The 2,525-nt window shown below is 77.1% G+C and carries 2 protein-coding genes; both read left to right on the plus strand.

The window, feature by feature from the left end; translation table 11 throughout:
- The coding region (locus tag LCE31_RS38780; RefSeq protein ID WP_374118708.1) for a phosphatase PAP2 family protein at positions 1 to 668 on the plus strand (668 nt) is incomplete at its 5' end.
- Between the two features lie 247 nt (positions 669 to 915).
- Positions 916 to 2,525 (plus strand): PucR family transcriptional regulator (locus LCE31_RS38785; RefSeq protein WP_225022927.1); only part of this gene is annotated, 1,610 nt, incomplete at its 3' end.

Below are 2,525 nucleotides of genomic sequence, written 5' to 3' on the forward strand. Positions count from 1 at the left end.
CCCCTGTTCCGGGACGGCCGGCCCCTCCTTCCCGGTTCCCCCGCTCCGTCGCGGCCCTGCCCGCGCCCGCCCGGCTGCGGCTGGCCGCCGCGTCCGCGTGCGCCGTCCTGTTCGCGCTGATCACCTGGCAGGTCCTGGCGCGCGGACCGCTGCTGCGCCTCGACGAGCGCCTCGACCGCACTGTCGTCGGGCACGGCCCGAAGCCGGTCACCGCGATCCTCACCGACCTCGGCTCCATGCCCGTCGCGCTGCCCGTACTCGCCCTGGCCCTGGCCTGGGCGCTGTGGCGGGGGGCCAGGGCGAGCGTCCTGGCGGGCGCGCTGACGATGGCCGCGGTCCCCGCGCTGGTCGTCCCGCTCAAGATCTGGACCGACCGCCCAGGGCCGCTCACGGACGCCACCGGCTACTACCCGTCGGGCCACACGGCCACGGCGATGGTGGCCTACGGCACGGCGGCGCTGGTCCTGCTGCCGTACGCGGGCCGCCGCGCGACGGTGCCCGCCGCGGCGCTGCTCACGGTGGCGACGGCGGTGGCGCTGGTGCTGCGCGGCTACCACTGGCCGCTGGACGTGATCGCGAGCGGTGCCCTGTGCGGGCTGCTCCTGCTGGCACTGGGCGCTGTCCTGCGGCGGCTGGCCGCCCGCGGGACGCCCCCGGGGACGGACTGACCGCGCCGGCATCCGCCGCCGCCCTTGCCGCTCAGCCGCCGTCTCCGCCCTCGCACTCAGCTGCCAGGCCGCGCCGCGCCGCGTCGTCCGGAGCGTGGCCGGGCATGGTTCGCGAGACGCGCGGTTCGAGGGACGTACCGCGCCCGGCGTCTTCGCCGTAGCGGCGTCCGGTTCGTCCGTCCCGGGATTGTTCATACATCCTGGCCCAAACGGGCGAGGGCCTTCATACAGGCCGTAGCATTCGGACATGCCGCCCACCCTCGCCTCGCTCGTCCAGCACTCGGCGCTCAAGCTCTCCGTGCGCGCCGGGGAGGACCGGCTCGACCGGCCTGTCCGCTGGGTGCACGCCAGCGAGCTGGTGGACCCCGTCCCCTACATGGAGGGCGGCGAGCTGCTGCTCGTGACCGCCACCAACCTGGACGCCGCCGACCCCGACGCGATGCGCCGCTATGTCGGGCGGCTCGTCGGGGCGGGCATCGCGGGCATCGGCTTCGCGGTCGGCGTCAACTACGACGATGTGCCCGACGCGCTGGTGGACGCGGCCCGCGCCGAGGGGCTGCCGCTGCTGGCGGTGCCCCGCCGCACGCCGTTCATCGCCATCGGCAAGGCCGTGTCGGAGGCCGTCGCGGCCGACCAGTACCGCGCCGTCACCGACGGCTTCGAGGCCCAGCGCGACCTGACCCGCGCCGCGCTCGCGGAAGGCCCGGCCGAACTCCTCGCCCGCCTCGCCACCCACGTCGACGGCTGGGCCGCGCTGTACGACCCGTCCGGCGGCGTCATCGCCGCCGCGCCCTCCTGGGCCGCCCGGCGCGCCGCCCGCCTCGGTGCGGACGCCGCCCGGCTCGCGCAGCGCCGCCCGCACACCAGCTCCGTCGTCGGCGACCCCGACGCCGAGGGCGGCGGGGCCGACGACCGTGTCGAACTCCAGACCATCGGCAGCGGGCGCCGGGCCGGCGGCGTGCTCGCCGTGGGCACCGCGGGCGCCCCGGGCACCGCCGCCCGGTACGCCGTCCACTCCGCCATCGCCCTCCTCACGCTCACCACCGAGCGCACCCGCTCCCTGCGCGCGGCGGAGCAGCGCCTCGGCGCCGCTGTCCTGCGGATGCTGCTGTCGGGGCAGTCGGAGCACGCCCGTACCGTCGCGGGCGACCTGTACGGGGCACTGCTCGACGCGCCCTTCCGGCTGCTGGTCGCCGAGGCCGAGGAGGCCCCGGCGGAACCGACGGGCGACGCGCCGCTCGACCTGCTGGCCGAAGCCCTGGAGAGCGCGGCCACCCATGCGGGCGAACCGGTCCTGGTCGTGCCCGACGGCGACGGGCGGCTCGTCGTCATCGCCGTCGACGGCGGCGCCGCGGCGGCGCTGTCCGCCGGGTACGCGGACCGCCAGGCCAAGGAGGCGGGTGTGGTCACCGGGCTGTCCGCGCCCTCAGGACCGATCGCGACCGGCACGGCGTACCGGCAGGCGGAGCAGGCGCTGTCGGTCGCGCGGCGCCGGGGGCGTGCCCTGGTCGAGCACGAGGACCTGGCGGTGGGCGCGCTGCTGCCGCTGCTCGCCGACGAGGCGGTACGGGCCTTCGCCGACGGCATGCTGCGGGCGCTGCGCGAGCACGACGCCAAGGGCCGCGGCGACCTGGTCGACTCGCTGCGCGCCTGGCTGTCGCGCCACGGCCAGTGGGACGCGGCCGCCGCCGACCTGGGCGTGCACCGCCACACCCTGCGCTACCGGATGCGCCGCGTGGAGGAGATCCTCGGCCGTTCGCTGGACGACCCCGACGTCCGTATGGAGCTGTGGCTCGCGCTGAAGGCCACGGCGGGACACACCCCGCCCGCACCGCCCGGGCCTGTGCAACGACATCC

This window comes from Streptomyces sp. 8L (genome assembly GCF_020176795.1).
Taxonomy (GTDB): Bacteria; Actinomycetota; Actinomycetes; order Streptomycetales; family Streptomycetaceae; genus Streptomyces.